This is a genomic window from Streptomyces sp. NPDC047706 (genome assembly GCF_043204795.1).
Lineage (GTDB): Bacteria > Actinomycetota > Actinomycetes > Streptomycetales > Streptomycetaceae > Streptomyces.
In genome coordinates, this window is the sequence record NZ_JBIDCW010000020.1 from 126,304 (window position 1) to 146,456 (window position 20,153).

The following is a 20,153-nucleotide window of genomic DNA, read 5'->3' on the forward strand; positions in this document are numbered from 1 at the left end:
GGGTGATCCGCCGGGGCTAGGGAGCCCGGCTCGCGGGCCGGCCCGGGCCGCCCGCCGCCGCGAGTACCGCGAGGACGACGAGGACCAGCAGGACCAGGCCGAGGACCAGTGCGACGGCCCCGACCGTGGGGTAGTTCCACAGCAGCAGGGCGAGGACGCCGGCCGCGATCACGATGCCGGTGGTCCACGAACGACGCGTTTCCAGCCACTGCCCGGCAGCCCCGGTGCGCAGCCCCAGACGCCGCAGCCCGTGGCCGGCGGCGGTGGTGCCGCGCGCCGCCAGGCCGCGCACACCGCGGGCCACGCGGCCCGGACCGTACAGGTAGGCGGCGAGCGCGGTGATCACGGCGACCACGAGCAGGGTCAGCGTGCTGTCGCGCAGGAAGCGCACGAGGGTGTCGTAGATCGCCTGGGCGGCGTCGGCCGGCAACGTCGACGCGGGTACGGCGTCCAGATACAGCCGGCGCACGACCGCCAGGGCCACCAGCAGCAGCACCATCATCACGCCGACGCCCATGGCCGCGACCAGCAGCATCACGCGGTGTGCGGGAGCGATCCACACGGCGAGGGCGGCGAGCAGCACGGTCAGCACGGGCAGCCACAGGCCGACGACGTCCAGCACCCGCATGCCGGCCTGCGCCTGGGGCAGTTCGCCGGCCTCGAACAGGGTGATCTGCCGGTCCGGCGCGGGAATGGCAGATGCCTTCTCGAAGCCGGCGTCGACGAGCCGCTTCTTCACCTCGTCGACCACGGCCCCCAGGTCCAGGACGACCTTGTCCTGTTCGGCGCGTACGGCTCCGCTCCGGCTGCCGGTCAGGACGTTCACCATCGCCGTGTGGGCGCGCCGGTTGGCGGCCACCCATGCCTGCTCGAAGACGTCGCTGGTGACCACACGGTCGACGACCCGGTGCACGACGTCACTGACCGCGGCGCGCAGCGGACCGGTGAGCGCGTCGGAGCGGTCCACGACGGCCGGCGGCGCCCCGGCGTCGGCGAGCGCCTTCCCAAGCCACTGGGTCACCGCCTCCACGTTCACCTCTGCCACGACCCGGTCGGTCAGCCTGCCGGTGACGGCCGACTGCACCGCCGGGTCCGAACCCAGCGGCGCCACGGTCTGCACGTACCTGTCGGTGTCGGCGACCTCCTGGTCCAGCCAGGTCGCGACCACGGCCAGGGGGGCCAGCAGGAGGGCGATCAGCAGCAGGACCGAGGCGCCGGTGCAGCGGGCTTTGCGGTGGCGCACGGCGGCGGCGCGTCGGAGCCGGCGGTATTCGGCCTGCTCATCGGCGGTCAGGGTGACCCGGTTCTCCGCGTCGCCGCCGGAGGGTGGGGGTGAGGCGGGGGTCTCGGCCATGGGGTCTTCCTCCTCACGCCGCCGCCGGCGGTTCGGCGCCGTGGTCGGCGGCCGCCCTGCGCAGGGCGGCCCGCCAGGCGAAGGCGACCGCCAGCTCGACCACTCCGAGGAGCACCAGCCACAGGCCGAGCAGCCGGGTCAGGGCGACGGCGGACTCGGCCGGCAGGGCCAGTACGACGACGCCCGCGACGATGCCGAGCGCTCCGGCGCCGAAGAGGACGCCACGGTGGGGCAGGGCCTCGGCGGCGAGGGCCGCGTAGGCGGTGAGCATGCCGGTGACGAGCCAGACGACGCCCACGATCAGCGACAGTGCCGCGATCGTCTGCAGCGGGTTGCGCAGGCACAGCACTCCCGCGAGCACGTAGAGCACCGCGAGCAGCAGCCCCGGCAGCCGTTCGCCGCGCTCCTGGGCGAAGACGGCGACGAACCTGAAGCCGCCGATCACCAGCAGGTACAGCCCGATGAGCACGGCCAGGACGTGGAGCGTGCCGTCCGGCCAGGCCAGGCCAGGAGGATGATGCCGGGCACCAGCGTCGCCAGCGCCGAGCCCAGCAGCCACGTCCATGAACCGCCGAGCCGGGCCAGCGTCTCGGCGGGGTCGGCTCCTGGGGCCGTACGGCCCGTCGAGGCCGAGGATCCTGGTGACGGTGATGCGTGTTCACGGGGAACGGTCATGGCTCCTCCTGGCGGTGTCGCCCACCGGGCCAGCCTCGCCCCGCGCGCCGGGGCTCCGGATCACCCAGGACGGGTGATCCGCGGGCGGCGCCCGGTGCCGAGGGTGATGCTGGAGCGGTGCACCGGTCGCCGGCGGAACGGAGCGGAGATGAGCAGTCCGTCACGTCCCGGCCGCCGGGTGGCGTTGCTGGTGTTCGTCAGAGCGACCGCCATCACGGCCGGTCTGGTGACCGCGTACTTCCTGCTGCCCATGGAGGGCGTCACGGCGGACAGCGTGGCATGGCTGGTGTGCGGCCTGCTGGCGGTCATGGTGGTCTTCTTCTGGGAGGTCCGCACGATCACTCGCTCCGCCCATCCGCGGCTGAAGGCCGTGGAGGCGCTGGCCGCCACCGTTCCGCTGTTCCTGCTGCTCTTCGCCAGCGCCTACTACCTGCTGGGCCGGTCCGTTCCCGCGGCCTTCAGCGAGCCGCTGACCAGGACGGACGCCCTGTACTTCGCCCTCACCACGTTCAGCACGGTGGGGTACGGCGACATCACCGCCCGCTCCCAGGCGGGGCGTGTGCTGACGATGCTCCAGATGGCCGGAGGGCTGCTGCTGGTGGGCGTCGCCGCGCGGGTGCTGGCGGGCGCGGTGCAGGCGGGGCTACAGCAGCGGCGCGGCCGCGCGAGGGACGACGCGGGAGGAGAACGACCATGACGTGGCCGAGCGCGCCGGCGTACCCCCTGACGGTGGCCGAGCGGGCCGCGTACGGCCGGCGGGCACGCGCACGCGCCTCGCGTTCGTGCCACGGCTGGTTCGAGGCGGATCCGCGACGGCCCGACCCCGTCGGCGTCCTGGAGCGCCAGTCCGCCACACGGGTCCCGGAGCTGGTGCCGGTCCGGTACGGCCGCATGATCGAATCCCCGTTCCGCTTCTACCGCGGCGCGGCGGCGATCATGGCGATGGACCTCGGCCCGCTGCCCGGGACCGGACTGACCGTGCAGCTGTGCGGGGACGCCCACCTGCTGAACTTCCGGCTGCTGGCCTCTCCCGAGCGGCATCTGGTGTTCGACATCAACGACTTCGACGAGACCCTGGCCGGGCCCTTCGAGTGGGATGTCAAACGCCTGGCGGCGAGTCTCGTGATCGCCGCCCGGGCCAACGGCTTCTCCACCGGGGAGCAGAACCGCGCGGTGGACGCGTGCGTCCGGGCGTACCGGAAGCGGATGCGCGCGTTCGCCGGCATGGGGACGCTGGACGTCTGGTACGCGCAGGACGACGTGCGCCACCTGCGCGCGCTGCTGGACGCGCCGATGGGCAGGGAGGCCCGGCGGCGCACCGACCGGGCGGCCGCGAAGGCCCGTACCCGCACCCACCTCCAGGCCTTCGAGCAGCTCACCCGGGCCACGGCACAGGGCCGCCGCATCGCACCGGACCCGCCGCTCGTCACACCGCTGCGCGACCTGGTGCCGGGCACGGGCGAGGAGGCCCGGGCCCAGGAACTGGGCGCGCTGCTGGACGCCTACGCGCACAGCCTCTCCTCCGAGCGCCGGCACCTGCTGCGCCGCTACCGGCTCGTGGACGTCGCCCGCAAGGTCGTGGGTGTCGGCAGCGTCGGCACCCGCTGCTGGATCGCCCTGCTGCTCGGCCGGGACGACGACGACCCCCTGCTGCTTCAGGCGAAGGAGGCCCAGGAGTCGGTGCTCGCCCCCTGCACGGGCGGCGAGCCCTGGGACAACCAGGGCCGACGCGTCGTGGCCGGGCAACGCCTCATCCAGACGTCCAGCGACATCTTCCTCGGCTGGACCCACGCGGTCGGGCTCGACGGGCGGGACCGTGACTTCTACGTCCGCCAGCTGCGCGACTGGAAGGGGATCGCCCGCCCGGAAACCATGGACCCGGCCCTGCTGACGCTGTTCGGCGGGCTGTGCGGCGGTTCGCTCGCCCGCGCCCACGCGCGCTCGGGGGATCCCGTCGCCATCGCCGCCTACCTGGGTGGCAGCGCCCGCTTCGACCGCGCGCTCACCGAGTTCGCCCAGTCCTACGCCGACCGCAACGAGCGGGACTTCGAGGCGCTCAAGGCCGCCGTCCGGTCGGGCCGCGTCACGGCCGAAGGGGTCTGAGCGCCCTCACTCCGCGAGCCGGCGCATCTCCACCACGGTCAGCCCCAGCGCCTGGAAGCGGGCCAGCAGCCCGTACAGGTGCGCCTCGTCCACGACCGGACCGTAGAAGACCGTCTGACCGGCCATCACCACGTGCTCCAGTTCAGGGAAGGAAGCGGTCAGCGTCTCCGACACCTGCCCGTCGACGCGGATCTCATAGCGCATGGGCTGCTCTCCCGCGGGCGACTTCCACCGGGCCGACTGCGGCCACCCGGCGATCCTGCGCCTCTCCGGCCCGCGTGGCCTCACCCCGAACAGGTGACCCGGCGTCTTCCCGGCGTCAGTGGGTCACCACGAGCTTGAACGCGACGATCAGCATGCCGATCACGAGGTTCACCGCCGCGGCGCCGGCCACCATGCGTGTGTTCGCGCCGGCCCGGCGGGCGGCGGCCACCGACCAGCCCACCTGCCCGGCCAGGGCGACACCCAGCGCCAGCCACACCGCGGCCTGCACGTCCAGGCGCAGCAGCGGACTGAGCGCCACCGCCGCGGCGGGCGGGACGGCGGCCTTGAGGATCGGCCACTCGTCACGGCAGACGTGCCGGATCACCCGGCTGTCCAGCGGCTGCTGCGCCAGGCGCGCCCCGAACAGCTGGGCATGGATGTGCGCGATCCAGAACACCACGCCCGTGAGCAGCAGCAGCACCGCCAGCTCCACCCGTGGGAACGGGCCGAAAGTGCCGGCGCCGACCACGACGGAGGTGGCGAGCATCGATCCGTAGACACCGCCCGTGTAGTCGGCGTGCGCCCGCCGCTCGGCCGAGCGCGCGGCCCGGGCGGACGTGCTGCGCGGCCTGGGCATCAAGGTTTCCGTTCCGGTCCGGCCGGTCCTGGCTCCGACGGCGTTCCCGTGCCGGCGCGCACGGTTGCGGCGCCCGGCAGATGGCGCGTGGCCAGGAAGCTCGCCAGGGTGACTCCGCCGGCGGCGAGGATGGCCGCCCGCAGGCCGCCGAGTTGCGCCTGCTCGTAGGAGTCGGTGAGCGCCTCGATCTCCGCCGGCGGGAAGCCGGCCCGCTCGGCGGCCGTGCGCACCTCCTCGGCGGGGACGAAACTGATGCCGGCCTCCAGGGCGATGCCGGTCTGCCGGCGGGCCTGCTCCGACAGCCGGGGGTCGTCCTCGACCTGCGTCGTGAAGGCCTGTGCCAGCGCGCCGACGAGGAGGGAACCGATCAGGGCCGTGCCGAGCGCCGAACCGAGGTTCTGGGCGGTGAACTGCAGGCCTCCGACCTCGCTGCGCTCCTCTTCCCCCGCACCGGACTGCACGACATTGCCGAGTTGCGAGGCGAGCAGGCCCATGCCGACACCGAGGACGGCCATGGCCGCGAAGAACTGGGCATCGTCGATGACGGGGTCGATGGCTGCCAGCAACCACACGACGGCCACCAGCAGCGTCGTCAGAGCCAGCCGGACGACCCTGCGCGCGCCGTACCTGCGGCCCAGCCGGGCGGCCCCGAGCGAGGTCACCAGCATGGTGACCGAGACCGGCAGCAGGCGCAGTCCTGTCTCGAAGGCGTCGAAGCCCTGCACCACCTGCAAGTACAGCGGAATGGCGAAGAACAGGCCGAGGAGGATCAGGTTCTGGCTCAGCAAGGTCGTCAGACCCGATCTGAGCGGTGGCCGGGAGAGCAGTGAGAGGTGTACGAGGGGGTCCTCGCCGTGCTCGGCCCGGCGCCGCTCCCAGGCACCGAAGAGGGCGAGGAGGACCGCCCCGGCGGCGATCACGAACAGCGTGGGTGCGAAGCCCAGGACCGTGAACGGGGGGTTGCGCGGCTGCACCCATCCCCAGGTGCCGCTCTGCAGCACCCCGAGCACACTCAGCCCGAGCCCGGCCGCCGACAGTGCCGCGCCGACGAGGTCCAGCCGAGGCCGCCGACCGCCGGCGGCGGTCCTCGGGATCGCCTGGTGCAGGCACAGCACCACCAGCACGACGACGACCTCGCCGGCGAAGACCAGGCGCCACGTGAGGTATGTCGTCACCCACCCGCCGAGCAGCGGACCCACCGCGATCCCCGCACCGGCGAGGCCCCCGACGACTCCGTAGGCGATCGGGCGGTCTCGTCCGCGGTAGGACTCCGCGACGAGCGCGGCCATGGACGGCAGCACCATGGCCGCGCCGATCCCTTCGATCACGGACCAGCCCAGCGCCAGGACCCCCAGGGTGGGTGCCACGGCGGTGAGGGCCGAGCCCGTACCGTAGACGGCCATCCCGACGAGGAAGACGCGGCGACGGCCCAGGACGTCCCCGAGCCGGCCACCAAGGACCATGAAGGCGGCCATGACCAGGGCGTACAAGGTGATGACGGCCTGGATGGCGGTGACCTCGGTGTCGAAGTCCTCGACCAGCCGGCTGATGGACACGTTCATCACGGAGGTGTCCAGCACCATCAGGAACTGTGCCGTCCCGAGGACCACCAGAGCGCGCCAGTGCTTCACGGGTACATCGCAGCAACCGACGGCGGCTCCCCGCCTCACCCTGCGCGGGCGAGGCGGGGTGGGGAAGACCGCGGCGGGCTGGCCCGGTTCACAGCAGTCGCAGGTCGCGGGCCCGGCGTACCGCTGCGCCGCGCCGGTTGACCCCGAGCTTGCGGTAGGCGCTCTTGAGGTGGGTCTTCACCGTGTTCACCGACACCTGGAGGTCCGCGGCGATCTCCTGCGTCGACATCATCCGGGCCAGCCGCAGCAGCACGTCACGCTCGCGTGCGCTCAGGTCCTCCACGACCAGGCCCGGGGGCCGGGCGGGGTCGCCGACGGGGCCGGGGGTGAGCCAGCCGTGGGTCAGGTCCCGCAGCGGATCCGTGCCCAGCAGCGGCCGGATCCATGGCCCGGCCTCCAGGAACGGCCTGCGCAGCTGCTCGCGGCGGGCGTCGAGGAGGGCGCGGGCCACGAGACGCCGGGCGGCTGACGTGTCCCCGGACCGGTGGGCGGCCTGGGCGCGCACCAGAGTGACCCGTACGGTCACCCCCGGACCGGGCCGGTCGTCGCCGGGCAGGTGGTCGACCAGGCATCGGGCCTCGTCGGTCCGGCCCACCGCCAGCCATGCCCGTGCGGCCTGGACGGCGCACGCCGTCCGGGCACCCGAGGCGCGTTCCAGATCGCGCAGAGCCAGCTCCGGGTCGCCCAGCGCGAGGTGGGCCGCGGAGGCCATGAGGGCGGTCTGATCCTCCAGCCAGGGTGAATCCGCGACGGCCGTCACGTCGGGGTCGGCCGTCTCCAGGGCGGCACGCGCGTCCCCTCTTGCCAGCAGCAGACGGCCCCGGGCGATGGCCCGTACCGCCGCTGTCACCGGATCGCGCAACCCGTGGTCGGGGTCGCCGGCCTCCTTGACGAGCGCCTCGGCCCTGTCCAGTTCGTCGCGGTCGACCGCTACGGCCGCCAGGACCAGTCGGCCGACGCCGGAGCCGGCCTCCTGGGCGAGACCGTGGCGTTCCGCTTCGGCCGCCGCTGCCTGGGCCTTGCGTTCCGCCCGGCCGTGCCAGCCCTGGAGATGGTCGATCAGCGCGAGGTGGCTCACCGCCTCCAGGCGTGCCAGTGCCGTCGACGCCCCGCCCGCACATCCGGCGACGGCGTTCAGGGCGGCACGCGCGGCATCGAACCGGCCGGCCCACAGCCGGGCGGAGCCGAGGTGCGTCAGCAGCAGTGCGGTGAGTTCCGGATGCGCGTCCAGCAGCTGCGCGGGCACGTCCTGCCTGGCTTCCTCCGCCGCCCGCACCGCCTCCTCCGCCCTGGCCGGCGCACCGGTCAGCCGCGCGGCCAGGGTCTCCAGCAGGGCGTGGCTGAGCCGGGGAGCCCCCGAGTCGAGGTCGTGTCCGGCCAGAGCCCGCCCGGCACGGTCCAGGTGGAGCAGACCGTGCCGGAGATCGCTGTGGGCCAGCTCGCGGGCCGCGCGGACGAGGTCCGTGGCCGGGCCCGCCGCCTCGGGACTGATCCGCCCGAACAGGCCGGAGAAATCCTGCGTGCACAGGCCGGTGAAGAGCTGTCCGATCGCCAAGTCGTCCACCAGGGCGCCGGCGGCGAACTCCCAGTCGTCCGCGGCGGCACCCTGGGCGAGTGCTTCGGGAAGCGTCCCGGACCGGCGCAGCCAGCGCGCGGCCCGGCGGCGGATTTCGGGCTCCAGGCCGGGCGCGCGCTCTCGCAGATGGGCCCGGAGGATCTCCGCGAACAGCGGGTGCAGGCAGTACCACGAGCGGCCCAGATGCTGGAGGAAGGCGTTCTCCCGGTGCAGCGCCGCCAGCGTCGGCCCCGCGTCGGAACGTAGCGTCAACGCGTTGACGAGGTCCGGGCAGAACCGGTCCAGGACGCTGACCCGCAGCAGCAGGTCCTGCCGCTCGGGCGCGAGCCTGTCCAGCACCTCGGCCAGCAGGAAGTCGGCCACCGTACTGCGTCCGGCCTCGAACTCCTTGACGTACGTCTGCGGGTCAGGGTTCTGCCGGGCGGCAAGGGCGCACAGCCGCAGACCCGCGGCCCAGCCCTGGGTGCGCTGCACCAGCGCCGTCACGGCGCCGGCGGGCAGGGACAGTCCGTGTGACGCCAGAAGCTCCGCGGCCTCCTCGGGTGTGAAGGTCAGGTCGGCGTTGCGGATCTCCGTCATCCGGCCCGACGCCCGGTACCGGTGCAGCGGCAGCAGCGGCTCCGTGCGGGTGACGAGGACCAGCCGCAGCCGGCGGCCGGCGTGGTCGAGCAGGAAGCGCAGCTGTTCCGCGACCTCGGGAGCGGTCACGCGGTCGTACTCGTCGAGGACGAGGACCACGGGGCGGTCGGCGCCGTCGAGGCCGACCGCGAGGCGGGCCAGCAGCCCCGGTTCCACGCGGCTCGCCTCAGCGGGGGCGCCCACCTCGGACGGCACCGGCACCCCGGCGGCACGCAGCGCCTGAAGTACGTACGCCCAGAACACGCCGGGGGCCCGGTCGGTCTCGTCGCAGGTCAGCCAGGCGACCGGTGGTTCCTGCGCGGCGGCCCAGTCGGCCACCAGCAGGGTCTTCCCCGCACCGGCCGGCCCGTTGACCATGGTCAACGGCGTCGGCGACGCCTGGTCCAGGCGCTGGAGCAGCCGCTTGCGGCGCAGGAACGTGGCAGGACCGGTCGGCGGGGCCAGCCGGGTACGCAGGAAGGGAAGCCCGGCCGGGTCCACGCGTCGGCCTGCCGGCTCCCCGGCCTCGTCGTGGCTCACCCTCACGGCGATCACCACCGTCGTTCGTCAGGCGGTTCGTTCGTCAGGCGGTCGTCGGTTCGTCAGATGGCCTGGGCGGCACTGCCAGACTCAGGATTCCAGGCTTCCGGCGCGGCTGCATGCGCAGACGGGGCGCGGCGGGCGGGCGGGGCGCCGCCATGGCCGGGTCGAAGGCGGCCAGCCGGTTCGCGGCCCGGCCGGGGTGACGGCCGTGCCACGGCCCCGGGCCCGTGGGAGGCGTACGCGCCGGTGGCCGTGAGCGGCGCGACCAGGCGGCCAGGTCGAGGGCGAGGCGGTGGACGTCGTGGGCGGACCTGTGGTGCTCCGCCGTACGCAGCAGGGTGCGCACCAACTCCACCTCGGCGTCGTGCAGTTCGCTCAGTGCCAGGCCGATCCTCATCAGCGGTCTTCCGTCCCTTCCCGTCGTCCGTCCCCGCCGGCCACCGCCGTCGTGCCGCCGTATGCGGCAGGAAGGGGTGGCCGGTGCGGAGGCGTGACCCCGCGACACCGGCGCTCCGTCCCGGACCGCGTCGCCGAGCGCGTCCCGTGGGAAACGCGGCACCGTAGCCGGGCGCACCCGGCCGGGCGCATGTGTTCCCGCGCAGCACCGGGCGGTCACCCGACGCGGCGTCCGTACGACGCTCGGGCACCCCGGGTCCGGCGATCCGACCGCTCCGGCGCCCCTCACCTTCCCGCGCCGGCCGGAGCATTCGGCACACCGCGCCGGCGGGCCGGGTTCCCAGCCCACCGGCGCCCAACCCCGGGACCGCGCGCGGGTTACCCGGACCTGGCAGTCGCCACTCCCCCCGGACCGGGCAGGCGTGCGCCGAACCTCAGGCCCGCAGGCGTGCCGTGACCCGGCCCGGCACCGGGCCCCTCCCCGAGTCACGCCGACACCGCCCCCGGCGTCAGCGCAAAGCCGCGCGCTGCTCCAGCCGTCGCAGCGCCAGTTCGCACCAACGCAGGTTCTCCCGCTCGAAGGACATCCCCCGCAGCAGCGTCAGATACGGGCCGATCCGCTCGGCGTGCGCGAAGTACTCCTCCTCCGTGCGCCCGTCCAGCAACCGCTGCCGGGTCCGCTCGTACCGGGCGAGTTTGGCCGTGGCCCACTCCCGGCGCTCGGTGACCGCCGCGCGCACGGCCTCCGTGTCACCGACATCCGCGCACTGCACCTTCACCAGCAGCTCGTCGCGGATCGCGGTCGGCCGCGCGGGCGGCTCGGCGACGTAGGCGCGCACGGCCGCGAGGCCCGCCTCGGTGAGGGAGAAGAGCCGTTTGTTGGGGCGCCGCTCCTGCTCGACCACGCGGGCCGCGACGAGGCCCTCGCTCTCCATGCGGTCCAGCTCGCGGTAGAGCTGCTGGGGGGTGGCCATCCAGAAGTTGGCGACGGACGCGTCGAACCCCTTCGCGAGGTCGTATCCGGATGCCTCACCCTCCAGAAGTGCGGCCATCACCGCGTTGCGCAATGCCATCGCGCCACGTTAGCACCGCGTTGACCAGTCAACGAGTTGACTGTGCGGACCCTGGACAAGCCGGACGCCGCCCCCGTAGCCTCACGGCCACCTATTCAATTCGTTGACTACCCACGTTCCCGAGGTGAGCCCGATGCATCCCTTCCGTCAGGCGGTCGAACGCAAGGACATGGACGCCGTGGAGGCCCTGCTGGCCGACGACGTCGTCTTCACCAGCCCCGTCGTCTTCAAGCCCTACGCCGGCAGGCCCATCACCGCCGCGATCCTGCGCGCCGTCGCCGAGGTCTTCGAGGACTTCACCTACGAACGGGAGATCGGCGCCCCCGGGGCCCGCGACCACGCCCTCGTGTTCACCGCGACGGTCGGCGGGAAGCAGCTTCGGGGCTGTGACTTCCTGCGCGTGGACGAGTCCGGGAAGATCGAGGAACTCATGGTCATGGTCCGGCCGCTGTCGGCCGCGAAGGCCCTGGCCGAGGCGATGGGCGCCCGCTTCGACGCCATCGCGCGCGAGGCGGCCGGGACCTGACACGGCGGACGCCCTGGACGGGGCGTCCGCGGACAGGGCGCCGGCCTCAGGACCGGTACGGCTGCTGCTGCGGCTGCCCGTACGGCCGGCCGCCCTGCCCGCCCGCCGCCTGCGCCTGCAACCGCTCCGCCTGCTCCTTGGTCACCCGCTGTTCCGCACCACAGAAGGTGCACCGGGTCGCGTACTTCGTCGAGAACGGGAACAGCGGCACGAAGAACAGGGCGAACTCCGTGACGCGCTTCCTCAGCGTGTGCGCGGCGGGGTTGCCGCAGCGGCCGCACAGCAGCGTGAGTATCGCGATCTGGTAGAGGTATCCCTTGGTGCCGAAGATGATCATTCGGTCGTTCCTTCCCGGGGCGGCGGCTGCCGGCGGCGAGCCGGCGAGGGGCGCGGAGCACTCACGGACACAGCCTCGTACACCCAGATGCACGGGGCCAGACGCCGGTCCGGGTGGCACCCGCGAGACCGGCGTCGCGGTCCCCACACCCCGCGCACGGTGCGTGTTCACGCCGGATCGGGGCACGCGGAGTGGTGACCGCAAATTCGTGACCAGGGAGTTCCTCATGATGATCGCCGGCATCATAGTCGCCTGCGTGGTGCTCGCCGCCCTCGCTTTCCTCCTCCCCCGCCTGTCCAGGCATCCGCAGAACGGCGCCCAGCGCACCCTCGGTTTCGGGTCGCGTGCGGGTTCGAAGGCGCCAGGGCCGCTGGGCCGGCTCTTCAGCAAGCCCTTCCGGTCCAGCTCCCGGGCGCTCGGACGCAGCGGTTCGGCGGGCCGCCGGGCTCGCGGCCGCATGCCGTTCTGAGGGAGGCCGCCGCATCGCGATGTCCCGTTCCGTGCTGTTAACCCGCCCTCATCGGGTACTCGCTGCACGTGCCGAGATCCACACGGCAGGCCCGAGGCCTGCCGCACACGATCGCCAAGGAGGTCGGACATGAGCACGGTCAAGGAAGCCGTGGAGGTCGAGGTCCCTCTGCACACCGCCTACAACCAGTGGACGCAGTTCGAGGAGTTCCCCCAGTTCATGGAGGGCGTCGAGGAGGTCAGGCAGCTCGACGACCGTCACAACCACTGGACCACCAAGATCGGCGGGGTACGCCGGGAGTTCGACACCGAGATCGTCGACCAGCTGCCCGACGAGCGGATCACCTGGCGCACCACCTCGGGTGACACCCACCAGAGGGGCTCCGTCCGCTTCGAGCGCTTGGATGACGCGCACACCCGCGTGGAGCTGGTCATGGATGTCGAACCCTCGGGCGCCGCGGAGAAGACCGCGGACATGGCCGGTGTCATCGACCGGCGCGTCAAGGGCGACATGCGGCGCTTCAAGGACTACATCGAGCACCGCGGAGGCGAGTCCGGAGGCTGGCGCGGCCGCGTCAAGCCCGGTCCCTCCTGACCCCGGGCAGCCCGGCCCCCGAGAGCCCGTGCCCTGATCGCACGGGCACGCTCGGGGGCCTGCGCATGTCGCAAACGTGACAGTGGGTGATCGGCCGGTGCAACCTTCTCGCCCTTCCGGGTGTCATAGCGAATATCACCGACATGCACACCTTGGGGGCCGCAATGGCGCGAAACAGGGCAACGAAGACGACAGCGAAGCGAACCGTGTGGGTGGCGCTCGCGCTGATGGGCGCCACCTCGGCGGTGGCGGCCGCACCGGCGACGGCCGCCGCACCCGCCGCCTCGGCCGCCGCCGCGCCGGCGACGGCGTGCCCGACCGGCTGGGGCAGCACGGCCGAGACCCGCACCACCAGCACGACGGAGTCGGTCACGAACATCAGGACCGGCCGTCACGCCTGCTACGACCGGATGGTCGTCGACGTCCCCGGCGCGGGCAGCGGACTCGGCTACTGGGTCGGCTACGTCGACCAGCTCCGCCAGGACGGATCGGGCAACCTGATACCGGTGCGCGGCGGCGCGATCCTCGAGGTCCGTGTCACCGCACCGGCGTACGACCCCGAGACCGGCGAGCCGACGTACCCCGCCCGCGCGGGGCGCCCGCTGCCGGGCGTGGACCTCACCCGATACCGCACCTTCCGGGACGCGCGGTTCGCCGGCAGCTTCGAGGGCGACACCCAGGTGGGGCTCGGACTGCGGGCACGGCTGCCCTTCAGGGTGCTGGTGCTGAGCGACCGGGTCGTGGTGGACGTGGCGCACAACTGGACCGGAGCCCGCTGAGCGGCGACGCGTCACCGCAGCGTTCCCTCAGTCCCGGCGAAGCTCGCCCGGCTCCGCGAGCGGGCGAGCCTCGCACCGGCGCCGTCCGCGTGCCCGTCGCGTTGCCCGAGGCGGGTACGGCGTCGGGAACTCCCCCGTTCACGAGGACGTTCCGTGCCGCCGACCAGGCATCGGTATCACCTTGGGTCGAGCGGCTCGGCCACCCGCGGTGAACCGGTCTTCGACCTCACCGGTCTGGCCTTCGCCGGGGACCGCGCCTACGTCACCGGCGCCGTGAGGACGGGCCGGCCGGCACCGGATCGCACGCCCCGCCCCCACCACGCGGCCCGACGCCCGTGTGCCATACTCGGCGGCATTCTGCATGGTCCAACTCGGGGGATCTTTCGTTGAAGCTGCGCTGTGCGCGCTCCGTCGCGGGGGCGTGGGCCATGTGCCGGGGTTGTGCCGGATGAGTGGCATAGCCCTGGCGGCGCCGTATCTCGACACCGACGCCGACCAGTTGTCGTTCGCGCTCGGCCATCCCCCGTACACCGCGCTCGCCGTGCGGGACCTGACGGTCGGAGGGCTCGCCGTACAGCTCAGGCTGCTGGGGGCCTCGCACCAGGTCTTCGCGGGTCCGATCCGGGAGACGGTGGCCTGTCTGCCCGGCGAGGCCGGGGGCCTGCCGGAGGCGGCGGAGCACGAGGCCGACGGCTGGAAGTACCGATTCGGCGCGCACGTCCGGCACTTCGCCGCGGCCGAGTTCCGCTCCCGGGTGGCGCGCATACGGGGCCGGGCGGAGGCACACCCCCGCGCGCTGTGCGGGATCTTCCCCGGCTCCGCGGAGGCCGTCACCGCGCTGACCGTCGAGTGGCGCGGCACGGGCCCGAGCTGGCGTACCTGGCACACGTATCCGCAGAGCCGCACGATCGTGGCGACGCACACCCAGCTGGAGGTCCGTTGAAGACCGCCCGACGCTTCGGCGTCCTCTTCCTCGCCACGGCGGCGCTCGCCGCCTGTTCCGGAGACTCCGGCGGCAACGCCGTTCCGTGGAACTGGATCCGCACCGAGTACCGGGCCGTCGGCGGGGGGTACCACGACCGGACCGACCCGGTGAGGACGGTCGCGAGCGAGATCGAGAAGCACACCTCCGCACAGGACCGCACCACCAGCGGTTCCATGGTCTTCCTGCGCTACCGGGACGACATCGTCGCGGTCAGCCCCTACCGGGGCGGCAGCCGTATCGAGATGGACGACTACCGCACCGGCTACCACCGCTGGCGGTCGCACCTGAGCTCGGTGTGGCCCGATCCCGACAGCGACTCGTTCCGGGGCGGCGGCCCCGGCTCCGGCAAGTGACCCGCCGCGACGACCGCCACCACCGCACGCACCGCAAGCCACCGCAGTCCACTCCTCCGAAGTCCTCGAAAGGCACCCCGTGGCAGAGATCTTCGAGTCCGCAGGCACTGCCCTGCTCTACGGCCTGGTCGGCTTCGTGGTGATGGCGGTCGGGTTCATCGCCCTCGACCTCGTCACCCCCGGCAAGCTGGTCCATGTGGTCTGGACGGAGCGCAACCGGGGCGCGGCCGTCCTCCTCGCCGGCCAGACCGTCGCCATCGGCCTCGTCATCGACCAGTCCATCCGGGCCAGCGAGTCCGAACAGGGCCTCGGACACGGGCTGTTCAGCACCCTGCTGTACGGCCTGGCGGGGGTCGTCGTGATGACCCTGATCGCGTGCGTGGTGGGGCTGCTGACGCCGGGCCGCCTCGGCCACACCGTCCTCGACGACCAGGACGGGCACCCGCACCCCGCCGCCTGGGTCCAGACCGCCATGTACCTGGGCACCGCCTTCATGGTCGGCGCCGCGGTCTCCTGAATCCGGCACCGTGAGTACCACCGCCTTGGATCGCGCGGATCCGGCCGTCGCACGTCCGCCCGCGCGGCACTCGCGGGCGGCGCGTTTCCTGCTCCTGCTCGCCGTGTTCGTGTGCGCCGCCTGCGGACTGGTCTACGAGCTGGCGCTGACCGCGCTCGGCAGCTACCTCATCGGCAACTCCGTGACCCAGACCTCCGTGGTCATCTCCGTCATGGTCTTCGCCATGGGCATCGGCTCGCTGGCCGCCAAGCCCCTGCAGCGGCGCGCCGTCGGGGCCTTCGCCCTGCTGGAGGGGGCGCTGGCGCTCGTCGGCGGCCTGTCCGTGCTCCTGCTGTACGTCACGTTCGCCTGGCTGCGGATCTACATGCCGGCGATGGTGGCCGTGTCGTTCGCCGTCGGGCTGCTCATCGGTGCGGAGATTCCGCTGCTGATGACGCTGCTCCAGCGGATCAGGCGGCAGGAGGCGGGCAGCGCGGTCGCCGACATGTTCGCCGCGGACTACGTGGGGGCGCTGGTCGGCGGGCTGTGCTTTCCACTGCTGCTGCTGCCCACGTTCGGGCAGTTGCGGGGAGCGCTGGTGGTGGGCGCGGTCAATGCCGTGGCCGGAGTCGTCGTCGTGCTGTGGATCTTCCGCCGGGAGACCCGGCGTGCCGTGCGCCTGGCGCTGCTGGCGGGGGCCGCCGCGGTGCTCGCCGTGCTGGGCACGGTCTACGTGCTGGCGGACGACATCGAGGTGACGGCGCGTCAGCAGCTGTACCGGGATCCGATCATCCACGACGAGACCACGCCGTACCAGGACATCGTCGTCACCCGGTCCACCGCGTTCACGGGCAGTGCCGACACACGGTTGTTCCTCAACGGGGACCTGCAGTTCTCCTCCGTGGACGAGTACCGCTACCACGAGGCACTCGTGCATCCGGCGCTGGCGGGAAAGCGCTCCTCGGTCCTGATCCTGGGCGGCGGTGACGGGCTCGCCCTGCGCGAGGTGCTGCGCTACGACGACGTGGAGAAGGTCACGCTGGTCGATCTCGACCCGGCGATGACCCGGCTCGCGCGCACCTTCGGGCCGCTCGCCGAGCTCAACGGCGACGCCTTCGGCGACCCCCGCGTCGACGTCGTGCACGCCGACGCCTTCAACTGGCTGCGGGACGCCGGACGGCGCCACGACGCGGTCGTCATCGACTTTCCGGACCCGGACACCGCGGCGCTGGCCAAGCTGTACAGCGTCGAGTTCTACCACCTGCTGCGGCACAGGCTAAACCCGGACGGCCAGGTCGTGGTGCAGGCGGGCTCCCCGTTCTTCGCCCCGAAGTCGTACTGGTCCATCGCCGCCACGATCGAGCAGGCCGGCTACCGCACCACCGAGTACCAGGTGGACGTACCCAGCTTCGGCAACTGGGGGTTCGTCCTCGCCACCCCGGGCGCCGACGGGCCCTCCCCGGCGCTGCGGCTGGCCGAGGCCCCACCACGACTGCGGTTCCTGGACGACGCCGTGCTGGAGGCGGCCTCCGTCTTCCCGGTCGACCGCCGCCCGCAGGACGTCCGGGCGAGCACGCTGATGGATCCCGCGGTGCTCGAGTACACGCGGCACGAGTGGCAGAACTACTGAGCGGCCGCCAGGGCTGTCGAACGGCTCGGGAGGACGTGGGTACCCGGCACTCGGCATCGGCGGGAGCGGACCCGCCCGGCCACAGGCCCGGAGGTCGCGCATGGACGGACATCAGCCACCGGCTCAGCGGGCGGCGGGGACCACCCGCCGGGTCCGGCTGCGCTTCGACGGCTGGATCGCGGGGATCGGCACCTCCTCCGGTACCCGGGTGGTGGTCGGGCACTGGCCCGCGTCGCCGTTCGGTCCCTTCAGCGACGTGATGCTCGAACGGGCGGACGGCAGGCGGCTCCTGATGGCGCCGTCCCCGCAGATCGCGCGGTTCGTCGCCGCCACGTATGTCTTCGACGACGTGCGGGTCGTCCCGGTGCGGGTGCAGGTCGCCGGGGGTGAGTGGACCGTGACGGCGGCGTCGCTGACCCTGCGGTTCGTCACCGGCCGCCGTGGCTTCCTCGGGCATCTGCTCGGCGCCGTGCCGCCCGCGCTCGCGACCCGCCCGGCGTGGGCCACGGCCGTGGCGCCGGCCGCCCGGCTGATGGGGGTGCGTACCCGTGGCAGCGCCCGCGACGGCCGCCGCGAGTGGTACGGCGCTCAGGACCTGCGCGGGATCACCGCTGCCGCCGCCACCTACGAGGGCGAGAACCTCGGCTCCCTCGCCCGGGTGGAGCCCCCTGTACGTTTCGGCTTCGGTTCGACCCCCTCGAAGCCGTGCGTCGTACGCGTCACGACCACGGTGGCCATGGATTGACGCGGAGGGCGCGAGCGCGCCGGTACGCCCTCGCAGGTGGCCGTGCTCACCGCGGTTCGTCTCGAGCCGAGCCCGGGGTGAGGTGGAACTCGACGTCCACCACACCCTCGACGGCGCGGACAGGCGGGCCGCGACAGGAACGAACGACGTGTCCCTGACGCGGCCGGTCAGGGTGACGACTGCGTCGTCCACCTCCGCGCGGATGGGCTCGACGGGGGCAGGGAAAAGGGGCGCCACGACTTCGCGACGCACCTCGTCGGCGAGTTCCTCGTCCGGCCGCAGGAAGACCTTGAGCAGGTCCGCCCGGCTGACGATGCCCTCGAGCATGCCTTCCGCGTCGACGACCGGCAGCCGCGCGACGCCGGCCCGCCCCTGGCCCATGGCGCAGGGCTGCATGAGGCCGCCGCCTCGGCCGCCGGGCCGGGTCATCGTCTGGCAAGCGGCGACCTGTCCAGGAGCACGATGCCGGCCACGGCTGTGGCCGCGCCCAGCGCCTGCACCGTCAGCGCCCAGGGGGACGAGGCGAGCTTCTCGCCGAAGACCGCCACACCGATCAGCACGGCGGTCATCGGTTCCAGGGTGTCGATGAGCGGGAGTCTGATGGCCAGCGAGCCGGCCTGGTAGGCGCTCTGCGCCAGGACCAGACCCATCAGGCCCACGAGGACCACCGCATACGGCTCCCAGTGGGCCAGAGCCCCGAGCCCGTCGGTCCGGAAGCGTCCCGCCGTGCTCTTCGTCAGGCTGTCGAGCAGGGCGAGCAGCAAGGCCGCGCCGATCGCGTAGAGGGCCGTGCGCCTCGACGCGCGGCTCCGGCGTCCGCTCTCCGCCAGCAAGACGACTGCGCCGCCGATCGCGAGGATCACGGGCAGCCAGTCGCGGGCCGCGGGAACGGCCGCGCCCTCGGGGGCCGGTGGCAGCGCCGTCAGGAACAGCGCCACGCCGCCCGCCGTGCAGGCGATCCCGGCCAGCTCCCGGCGAGTCAGCCCCGTGCGGCGGCGCCAAGCGAGCAGCGGCAGGGCGAAGACGAGGTCGGTGGCCGCGAGCGGCTGCACCAGGACCAGTGGGCCGAAGGCCAGCGCGAGGCCCAGCAGCGCGTAGGAGGAGACGACCAGGATCATGCCTGCCAGCCACGCCGGACGGCGGCCCAGGTCCAGCACGAGCCGCAGCCGCAGCGACTCCCGCGCGGGTGCCTTCTGCGCCGCCTCCTGCTGGATCACCGACCCGACTCCGAAGCTCATGGCGGCCAGCAGGGCGGCCGCCACCGCGACAGCCGTACTCATGGGTCGAGCATTGCCGCAGGTATGGACGCGGACGATTCCGACACGCTGGACGAGGCGACCAGCATGAGGACCCCGTCAGTCGTGGGCGATGACGGCGACGGGAGCGGGACAGTGGTGCAACACGGCATGGGCGACGGACCCGATGTGCGCCCCCAGCGGGGCCTTGCGAACTCGCCGGCCGACGACCACGAGGTCCGCATCACCTGCCGCGTGCAGCAACCGCTGGGCGGCGCCCCCGACGGGCGTGCACTCCACGACATCGACCGACGGGAACCTCTCACGCCAGGGCAGCAGCATGCCGGCGAGGCGCCGGGCGATGTCCGGGCCCATCTCCCGCTCGGCCGCCGCGAGAGCGCAGGCGTCGCGGACGACCGGTGGCAGTGACCAGCAGTACAGGGCCCGGAGGGTGCGTCCGCGCCGCGCGGCCTCATCGAAGGCGAACGCGAGGAGGGCGTCGCAGGAGTGGTGGATGTCCACCCCGACGACCACGTCGCGGTGGAGGCCGTCGTACGGTACCGCTCGCTCGTCGTCCGGGTGTTCCGGTCCCCGTACGAGCACGACCGGATGCTCGGTGGCGCCGATCGTTGCCAGGCCGACCGACCCGACCAGGAAGCCCCGGACGCGGCCGAGGCCGCGCGAGCCGAGCACCAGAAGTTCGGCCTCGGCCGCCTGAGCGGCCAGCGCCGGTGCGGGGCGGCCGGACAGGCGCAACGTGGCGACCTCGAGCCCGGGCCGGTGCCGCGACACGTCGCTCGCGGCATCGGCGAGCAGCTTGCCGGCCCAACGGTGCTGCTCCAGAGCGACCGGCGGAACGGGCCCGGAACCCGGCCACTGGTCGGCGACCACGAGGCGCAGACCCACCCCGCGAAGCAGCGCCTCGTCGGCGGCCCACTCTGCCGCACGCAGGCTCTCGGCCGAGCCGTCCACGCCCACAGTCAGATGGTGAGACATGGTCCGGGCTCCCTCCGGTCGCGTCCACGGCCTGGTTCCATGACCTGGTTTCATCATGACCGCCCGGCCGGAGCGACGGCAGGGCCACAGGTCCCTGCCCGGTCGTGACCCGTACGGATCGGCGAGCACCCGCCACGCCCCGACTCCCCGGGCCGGGTCCCTGAACGGCGGACCGGTCGGTGCTCCTGCCGCACGGCT

Annotated in this window: 21 protein-coding genes and 2 pseudogenes; 11 read left to right on the top strand and 12 right to left on the bottom strand. The window is 73.2% G+C overall.

Going from position 1 to position 20,153, the window contains the following annotated elements:
* Window positions 1–16: 16 nt before the first annotated feature.
* Both ACGF8A_RS23570 and ACGF8A_RS23575 read right to left on the bottom strand, forming a co-directional pair.
* Entirely contained in the window at window positions 17–1,354 is a 1,338-nt protein-coding gene (locus tag ACGF8A_RS23570) for a hypothetical protein (protein ID WP_393111221.1), read from the bottom strand.
* A 13-nt stretch (window positions 1,355–1,367) separates the two neighbouring features.
* Window positions 1,368–2,029, bottom strand: a pseudogene (locus ACGF8A_RS23575) (HdeD family acid-resistance protein).
* A gap of 148 nt (window positions 2,030–2,177) precedes the next feature.
* Here ACGF8A_RS23575 and ACGF8A_RS23580 point away from each other — a divergent pair.
* Both ACGF8A_RS23580 and ACGF8A_RS23585 read left to right on the top strand, forming a co-directional pair.
* A complete protein-coding gene (locus tag ACGF8A_RS23580) occupies window positions 2,178–2,726 on the top strand; it encodes a potassium channel family protein (RefSeq protein WP_393111223.1) in 549 nt (182 codons plus the stop codon).
* Window positions 2,723–4,132: a DUF2252 domain-containing protein gene (locus tag ACGF8A_RS23585; RefSeq protein ID WP_393111225.1), complete on the top strand. Its 1,410-nt coding sequence runs from the start codon at window positions 2,723–2,725 to the stop codon at window positions 4,130–4,132. The genes ACGF8A_RS23580 and ACGF8A_RS23585 overlap by 4 nt, the downstream gene beginning before the upstream one ends.
* A gap of 6 nt (window positions 4,133–4,138) precedes the next feature.
* Here the strand turns inward: ACGF8A_RS23585 and ACGF8A_RS23590 are convergent, their stop codons facing one another.
* From ACGF8A_RS23590 to ACGF8A_RS23615, 6 genes are all read right to left on the bottom strand, one after another.
* Window positions 4,139–4,336: a hypothetical protein gene (locus tag ACGF8A_RS23590; protein WP_393111227.1), complete on the bottom strand. Its 198-nt coding sequence runs from the start codon at window positions 4,334–4,336 to the stop codon at window positions 4,139–4,141.
* 115 nt (window positions 4,337–4,451) lie between these two features.
* Entirely contained in the window at window positions 4,452–4,973 is a 522-nt protein-coding gene (locus tag ACGF8A_RS23595) for a hypothetical protein (RefSeq protein ID WP_393111229.1), read from the bottom strand.
* Window positions 4,973–6,604 (bottom strand): MFS transporter, encoded by a 1,632-nt coding sequence (locus ACGF8A_RS23600; protein WP_393111231.1) that lies wholly within the window; start codon window positions 6,602–6,604, stop codon window positions 4,973–4,975. Before ACGF8A_RS23600 ends, ACGF8A_RS23595 begins: the two co-directional genes overlap by 1 nt.
* 88 nt (window positions 6,605–6,692) lie before the next feature.
* Window positions 6,693–9,344, bottom strand: coding sequence for a LuxR C-terminal-related transcriptional regulator (locus ACGF8A_RS23605; RefSeq protein WP_393111233.1), 2,652 nt, complete (start codon window positions 9,342–9,344; stop codon window positions 6,693–6,695).
* A gap of 37 nt (window positions 9,345–9,381) precedes the next feature.
* Complete coding sequence (locus ACGF8A_RS23610) at window positions 9,382–9,738, bottom strand: hypothetical protein (protein WP_393111235.1); 357 nt, start codon at window positions 9,736–9,738, stop codon at window positions 9,382–9,384.
* Window positions 9,739–10,246: 508 nt separating this feature from the next.
* Window positions 10,247–10,810 (bottom strand): PadR family transcriptional regulator, encoded by a 564-nt coding sequence (locus ACGF8A_RS23615; RefSeq protein WP_393111237.1) that lies wholly within the window; start codon window positions 10,808–10,810, stop codon window positions 10,247–10,249.
* Between the two features lie 133 nt (window positions 10,811–10,943).
* On the opposite strand from ACGF8A_RS23615, the gene ACGF8A_RS23620 reads away from it, so the two are divergent.
* Window positions 10,944–11,336, top strand: a complete 393-nt coding sequence (locus ACGF8A_RS23620) for a nuclear transport factor 2 family protein (RefSeq protein WP_393111239.1) — start codon at window positions 10,944–10,946, stop codon at window positions 11,334–11,336.
* Window positions 11,337–11,382: 46 nt separating this feature from the next.
* Here ACGF8A_RS23620 and ACGF8A_RS23625 read toward each other — a convergent pair whose 3' ends face one another.
* Window positions 11,383–11,673 carry a zinc-ribbon domain-containing protein gene (locus tag ACGF8A_RS23625; RefSeq protein WP_393111241.1) on the bottom strand — a complete coding sequence of 97 codons (291 nt, stop codon included), beginning with the start codon at window positions 11,671–11,673 and terminating at the stop codon, window positions 11,383–11,385.
* A gap of 226 nt (window positions 11,674–11,899) precedes the next feature.
* Here ACGF8A_RS23625 and ACGF8A_RS23630 point away from each other — a divergent pair, with 226 nt between their 5' ends.
* The 8 genes from ACGF8A_RS23630 (at window position 11,900) to ACGF8A_RS23665 (ending at window position 17,724) form a co-directional block, all read left to right on the top strand.
* Window positions 11,900–12,142 (top strand): DUF6411 family protein, encoded by a 243-nt coding sequence (locus tag ACGF8A_RS23630; RefSeq protein ID WP_393111291.1) that lies wholly within the window; start codon window positions 11,900–11,902, stop codon window positions 12,140–12,142.
* Between the two features lie 129 nt (window positions 12,143–12,271).
* On the top strand, window positions 12,272–12,736 hold the full coding sequence (locus ACGF8A_RS23635) for an SRPBCC family protein (protein ID WP_393111243.1): 465 nt from the start codon (window positions 12,272–12,274) through the stop codon (window positions 12,734–12,736).
* Window positions 12,737–12,963: 227 nt separating this feature from the next.
* The gene (locus ACGF8A_RS23640) at window positions 12,964–13,515 is read left to right on the top strand and encodes a hypothetical protein (protein ID WP_393111293.1); all 552 of its coding nucleotides are present in this window, start codon (window positions 12,964–12,966) and stop codon (window positions 13,513–13,515) included.
* Between the two features lie 448 nt (window positions 13,516–13,963).
* Window positions 13,964–14,458, top strand: coding sequence for a DUF2617 family protein (locus tag ACGF8A_RS23645; RefSeq protein WP_393111245.1), 495 nt, complete (start codon window positions 13,964–13,966; stop codon window positions 14,456–14,458).
* Window positions 14,455–14,853, top strand: a complete 399-nt coding sequence (locus ACGF8A_RS23650; RefSeq protein ID WP_393111247.1) for a DUF4247 domain-containing protein — start codon at window positions 14,455–14,457, stop codon at window positions 14,851–14,853. The genes ACGF8A_RS23645 and ACGF8A_RS23650 overlap by 4 nt, the downstream gene beginning before the upstream one ends.
* Before the next feature lie 79 nt (window positions 14,854–14,932).
* Entirely contained in the window at window positions 14,933–15,370 is a 438-nt protein-coding gene (locus ACGF8A_RS23655) for a DUF350 domain-containing protein (protein ID WP_393111249.1), read from the top strand.
* Between the two features lie 10 nt (window positions 15,371–15,380).
* Entirely contained in the window at window positions 15,381–16,979 is a 1,599-nt protein-coding gene (locus ACGF8A_RS23660; RefSeq protein WP_393111251.1) for a polyamine aminopropyltransferase, read from the top strand.
* Window positions 16,980–17,079: 100 nt separating this feature from the next.
* A complete protein-coding gene (locus ACGF8A_RS23665; protein WP_393111253.1) occupies window positions 17,080–17,724 on the top strand; it encodes a hypothetical protein in 645 nt (214 codons plus the stop codon).
* 46 nt (window positions 17,725–17,770) lie between these two features.
* On the opposite strand, the pseudogene ACGF8A_RS23670 reads toward ACGF8A_RS23665, so the two are convergent.
* From ACGF8A_RS23670 to ACGF8A_RS23680, 3 genes and pseudogenes are all read right to left on the bottom strand, one after another.
* Window positions 17,771–18,090, bottom strand: a pseudogene (locus ACGF8A_RS23670) (BON domain-containing protein); the annotation flags it as partial.
* Between the two features lie 59 nt (window positions 18,091–18,149).
* Complete coding sequence (locus tag ACGF8A_RS23675) at window positions 18,150–19,004, bottom strand: DMT family transporter (protein WP_393111255.1); 855 nt, start codon at window positions 19,002–19,004, stop codon at window positions 18,150–18,152.
* Between the two features lie 75 nt (window positions 19,005–19,079).
* Window positions 19,080–19,955 (bottom strand): universal stress protein, encoded by an 876-nt coding sequence (locus ACGF8A_RS23680; protein ID WP_393111257.1) that lies wholly within the window; start codon window positions 19,953–19,955, stop codon window positions 19,080–19,082.
* Window positions 19,956–20,153 lie beyond the last annotated feature (198 nt).

Bases quoted from the DNA above. Each gene is read 5' to 3' on its own strand.
- ACGF8A_RS23570 (WP_393111221.1), bottom strand. From the start codon at position 1,354: ATGGCCGAGACCCCCGCCTCACCCCCACCCTCCGGCGGCGACGCGGAG.
- ACGF8A_RS23580 (WP_393111223.1), top strand. From the start codon at position 2,178: ATGAGCAGTCCGTCACGTCCCGGCCGCCGGGTGGCGTTGCTGGTGTTC.
- ACGF8A_RS23585 (WP_393111225.1), top strand. From the start codon at position 2,723: ATGACGTGGCCGAGCGCGCCGGCGTACCCCCTGACGGTGGCCGAGCGG.
- ACGF8A_RS23590 (WP_393111227.1), bottom strand. From the start codon at position 4,336: ATGCGCTATGAGATCCGCGTCGACGGGCAGGTGTCGGAGACGCTGACC.
- ACGF8A_RS23595 (WP_393111229.1), bottom strand. From the start codon at position 4,973: ATGCCCAGGCCGCGCAGCACGTCCGCCCGGGCCGCGCGCTCGGCCGAG.
- ACGF8A_RS23610 (WP_393111235.1), bottom strand. From the start codon at position 9,738: ATGAGGATCGGCCTGGCACTGAGCGAACTGCACGACGCCGAGGTGGAG.
- ACGF8A_RS23615 (WP_393111237.1), bottom strand. From the start codon at position 10,810: ATGGCATTGCGCAACGCGGTGATGGCCGCACTTCTGGAGGGTGAGGCA.
- ACGF8A_RS23620 (WP_393111239.1), top strand. From the start codon at position 10,944: ATGCATCCCTTCCGTCAGGCGGTCGAACGCAAGGACATGGACGCCGTG.
- ACGF8A_RS23625 (WP_393111241.1), bottom strand. From the start codon at position 11,673: ATGATCATCTTCGGCACCAAGGGATACCTCTACCAGATCGCGATACTC.
- ACGF8A_RS23630 (WP_393111291.1), top strand. From the start codon at position 11,900: ATGATGATCGCCGGCATCATAGTCGCCTGCGTGGTGCTCGCCGCCCTC.
- ACGF8A_RS23635 (WP_393111243.1), top strand. From the start codon at position 12,272: ATGAGCACGGTCAAGGAAGCCGTGGAGGTCGAGGTCCCTCTGCACACC.
- ACGF8A_RS23640 (WP_393111293.1), top strand. From the start codon at position 12,964: ATGGGCGCCACCTCGGCGGTGGCGGCCGCACCGGCGACGGCCGCCGCA.
- ACGF8A_RS23645 (WP_393111245.1), top strand. From the start codon at position 13,964: ATGAGTGGCATAGCCCTGGCGGCGCCGTATCTCGACACCGACGCCGAC.
- ACGF8A_RS23665 (WP_393111253.1), top strand. From the start codon at position 17,080: ATGGACGGACATCAGCCACCGGCTCAGCGGGCGGCGGGGACCACCCGC.
- ACGF8A_RS23675 (WP_393111255.1), bottom strand. From the start codon at position 19,004: ATGAGTACGGCTGTCGCGGTGGCGGCCGCCCTGCTGGCCGCCATGAGC.
- ACGF8A_RS23680 (WP_393111257.1), bottom strand. From the start codon at position 19,955: ATGTCTCACCATCTGACTGTGGGCGTGGACGGCTCGGCCGAGAGCCTG.